The 4145-nt window shown below is 39.4% G+C and carries 4 protein-coding genes; 2 read left to right on the top strand and 2 right to left on the bottom strand.

Annotation, left to right across the window (positions count from 1 at the left end; all coding sequences use genetic code 11):
* Positions 1 to 107: 107 nt before the first annotated feature.
* Positions 108 to 398 (bottom strand): type II toxin-antitoxin system VapC family toxin, encoded by a 291-nt coding sequence (locus tag IM509_RS14650; protein WP_072928127.1) that lies wholly within the window; start codon positions 396 to 398, stop codon positions 108 to 110.
* Positions 395 to 622: a type II toxin-antitoxin system Phd/YefM family antitoxin gene (locus tag IM509_RS14645; protein ID WP_002790026.1), complete on the bottom strand. Its 228-nt coding sequence runs from the start codon at positions 620 to 622 to the stop codon at positions 395 to 397. The genes IM509_RS14650 and IM509_RS14645 overlap by 4 nt, the downstream gene beginning before the upstream one ends.
* A gap of 760 nt (positions 623 to 1382) precedes the next feature.
* Here IM509_RS14645 and IM509_RS14640 point away from each other — a divergent pair.
* Together IM509_RS14640 and IM509_RS14635 are read left to right on the top strand one after the other, a co-directional pair.
* Complete coding sequence (locus IM509_RS14640) at positions 1383 to 3113, top strand: IS1634 family transposase (protein WP_284525875.1); 1731 nt, start codon at positions 1383 to 1385, stop codon at positions 3111 to 3113.
* Between the two features lie 113 nt (positions 3114 to 3226).
* Complete coding sequence (locus IM509_RS14635) at positions 3227 to 3655, top strand: hypothetical protein (protein WP_002790027.1); 429 nt, start codon at positions 3227 to 3229, stop codon at positions 3653 to 3655.
* Positions 3656 to 4145 lie beyond the last annotated feature (490 nt).

Below are 4145 nucleotides of genomic sequence, written 5' to 3'. Positions count from 1 at the left end.
TAGGAATAAACTTGGGAGAAGATTCTGTTCTCGGTTTTCATCTTGTAGGGATTCTTGCTTTTTCCCTATCTACCCAGATATTTTTCTTTTTGGCAACCCTTGTCTTGTCAGGTTTTGACCCACTTGTGTCCGTCAGTCAGTGTGACAACTGTAAGATGTGCCATGCTGATTGATAGAATTTCCATGTCGTTAAGTTGCACTTGTTGAGGAATAAATTGATCGTATGTATTGGGTATGGTTAGCTTGCCAATACTAACTTTGATGGCAATTTCCCACAAACTGGCAATACTCAACAGTAGATCGACATCTGATTCAATTAAATTTTTAGCATCAATACTCAACTGAGGACTGTTATTAATAAACCAAAGAAATGTATGGGTATCGAGTAATAATTTCATCCCATGTACTCACTGAAATCTTCCAAAGGTTCATCAAAATCAGGTGACATCCAGATTAATCCTTTGGCACTCCCACTCTGACGGCGTTTTGGGGGTGGAGTCAATCGCACTAATTTTAAAACCGGTTGATCATTCTGGGTGATGATAATCTCATCCCCCTTGAGTGCAGATTGCAATAAGCTTTCTAGTTGTGTTTGAGCTTGATTTATATCAATTTGGTGCATAGTCTCTTATTATTAAAGTTTTCTAGAAGTTTAGCAACAAAAATCTCCCATCACTATCCAATTCTAAAAAGTGATGGAAACTATGACACCATTGCAGATGTCAAATCTTCTTGGCATCAACTCATTATCAAAGTGTAAAAAGGGCATTCAGCTAATATTCTATCGATAATTCGGTGGACATTGCTGAAGTTGAGCATTGACCTCATCAAGTGGCTTTTGAGATTCCTTTAAATTGTATTCTGCGTTAATTTTATCCGCTTGTGTTGGTTGGCTGTATGGACTTGGTGATGAAATTTGTTGTTCCCAGAACTGAACATGAGATTTGTGCATTTCCTTCATATTCATGAGACTGATGCAATTTTCGTGTACAGAACGTGGTATTCCGGCTTCCGTAGACGAGGATTGTATTCCTTGGGAGTTGGTAGGGTCGTATGGATTTGATACACTTGGAGGCTGAGGATTTACTTGAGTAGGCGAGGATTGTATTCCTGGGGGATTGACCTGACTACCTGTGTGCCGCTCAGAAGATCAAGCCACAAGAGCTATTGCAGCAAGCTTTGCAGCACATGAGCTTTTCATAACCTTACCTCGGCTATGCGGTTGTTGAAGAGGCTTAGTTAAACCTTTAATTATATTCTAAACAAAGAAAATACCAGAGGAACGCATTTTCAACTTTTCTTAACTTTTATTACTCACCGTTCGCTTAAATAAAAAAGCGATCGAGGACAAAAAAGGTTAAAATCTTTGTGTAGTAAAGGGTTTGGTTGAAGGAGTTAAGAAAATTCCCACACAGATAAAGTCAGAACGAATAGATGATCTCCCGGTGATTATTCATTGGTTAAAACAAATGAAAGTGGCAGAGATGATAGACGAGAATCTGGAAAAGCCTCACGGAAATCGCACAGGATTAAGCTATGGGGAACTAGCAGTATTATTACTGACCTATATCATCAGCGAAGGAGATCATAGAATGTGTTGTCTAGAAACGTGGGTAAATGAACATCAAAGAAGTCTGGAAGGGATAACGGGATGGAAAATAGGAGAAAAAGAAGCAACGGACGACCGTTGTGGAGAGTTATTAAGAACATTGGGTTCATCAGACAGTTTAGACCAGATAGAGAGAGAATTATGTCAATATCTGGTCAAAGCTTACGAATTACCGACCGAAAAAGCTCGCAGTGACACAACGAGTTTCTCAGTGCATCATCAAATTATAGAAGAGCAAAAAGAATCATCACTCTTAAAATTCGGATATAGTAAAGACAAACGACCCGATTTAAGGCAATATCGTCAAATGTTGGCTACATTAGACCCGGTAGGACTTCCCTTACTAGGAATGACTCTGGCAGGAAATGGAACAGATGAGAAGGATTATGTACCCACATGGCGAAAAATGACAGAAATACTCGGAAAAAAAGATTTCTTATATTTAGCCGACTCAAAAGCCTCAAGTTATGAGAATCGGGCAAAAATCCAAGCAGAAGGAGGAAATTACTGTTTTCCCTTGGCCATGAGTCAACCTCGCCCTAAACTGTTAGCTGATTGGCTAAGTAATCCCCCCAATGAAATGATTAAAATCGTGGAAACTGAAGTGGGATTAGGAGAGAAAGAAATCGGCTCTGGTTTTGAAGTTCCTTTGGGAAGTATATGGGTTGACCCAGAAAGTAAAAAACGTTATCAGTGGAATGAAAGATGGTTAGTAGTGAAATCAAATGCCTTAGCCTCCCGTCAGATAAAAGGCTTAGGAAGTCGTTTAATTAAAGGAGAAGAAAAATTATTATCTCTGCAAAAAAGACCTGGTAAAGATGAGAAAGTTTTAGAGCAAAAGGTACGAGAAGCTCTGCAAAAACTAGGATTAACTAGGTATATCACATACTCAATTGAGAAAAAGCAAAGCTATAAGAAAGTATATAAAGGTCTTGGCCACCGTAGTGTTCTATCTTCTTATCGTCGAGTTCGTGAAACGAAATTAATTCTTAGTTACACTCGTTTAAACGCAGAAATTGAGGCTTTTAAGACGATAGTGGGTTGGCGTTTATATGTCACAAATACTAACAAAGAACAATTATCTTTGACAGAAGCGGTATCAGCTGATCAAGAACAATGGCAACCGGAAAGGGGATTTCATCGTTTTAAAAAAGGTCGCTTATCTGCCTTACCCATTTATTTTCGAGACGAAGATAAGATTAAGGGGTTGATGTTTTTGTTAACGATTGCTTTAAGGGTTTTTACTTTGATGGAATTTGTGGTGCGTCGTCAATTACGTCAATCTCAATCTAGTTTGGCTGGACTCTATGACGGAAACCCTAAACGCAGCACTGACCGTCCTACGGCTGAACAGATGTTAAAAGCGTTTAGAAATCTCACTTTATATATTGAGCGAGATGGAAAGACGGAAATCTCTTGTCTTAATGAGGTACAACAACAAATCTTGCGGTTAATGAATATTCCAGAATCCATTTATACGACTGACTTCTTTGCTGATGGATAAAAATGGGTCAGTAACGTTCGCTCAATCCTTTACGGGGTCAGCTTTTCATCCATATTTTCGTTACCTGACCTCAAAAAATAAGCGAACGGTGAGTTATTACTCTAGAGGCTCTGTTGCCCGAAAATCGCTATCCTGATGTGGTAAAACGAGATAAAGTCCCCTATCAGGGCAGTTTTGAGGAAATTGCGGTCAGTGCGGTCAATAATGACAGAGGTAAAATTGAAGATAACGGCAATGGCTTCGCCGTCAGTGAAGAATTAGCCGAACATTTACGTTTGTTGGAGAAGCAGGCAATTGAAACGGGGTTTCAAGTGGGACTCCAGCAGGCAGAAATCATGGGGAAAGTCATCCCGCAAGTGACCATCATGCGGCTCAAAGAGATGATTGCCACCGGAGAACTGCGGCAGAACTTTGAGCAATTCTGGCGGGAAGCTGCCGCGCAGTTGGGAAACCCCCAATCCCTCACCGAACAGGGGTCGGGGAAATGGCAGGAGTATCAGTTGGAGAAATACCAACCCCTGACGCAGCTCTGCCCTTTTTAGAATACAAGTAAACGGTGAAAACCTTCTTGCTCAAAATGGCGATCGGTGGTTAATGCTTCATTAATATTGAACTGACGCAGGGAGCATCTCACTTATGCAATGAGTATTAATACTTATAGCAGTCAAAAACTAGAAAATCTTCAACTTGATCACAAAGAGAAATGAGGCTCTTCGGTAACTGTTATGCAAATAATTAACTTAAAATAAAATTCGATGAGACTGCCTACGCCTAAAAGTAGCTAAAATTTATACAGGGAAAGACTTACAGCACAAATAGGTTAATACCAAAAGATAGACAATTAAGTTAAGATTTGATATAATAGCCAAAAACCAGATTATTTTACTTATGTAGGACTTACGCATTGACAGGATTTTCGTAATATGCATTTGAACTTCAGACTATTCTTGCCAAATTATTGAGGTCAAGGAAGTTGGACTCTAAATTATTAACAATAAAAGAGCGGATGACCTCAGTAAATAACTCCCTTTG

Origin of the sequence: Microcystis sp. M31BS1 (assembly GCF_020245285.1) — a bacterium.
GTDB classification, from domain to species: domain Bacteria; phylum Cyanobacteriota; class Cyanobacteriia; order Cyanobacteriales; family Microcystaceae; genus Microcystis; species Microcystis panniformis.
Note: the sequence above shows the minus strand (reverse complement) of the source record. Positions and strands in the feature narration are given on the sequence as shown.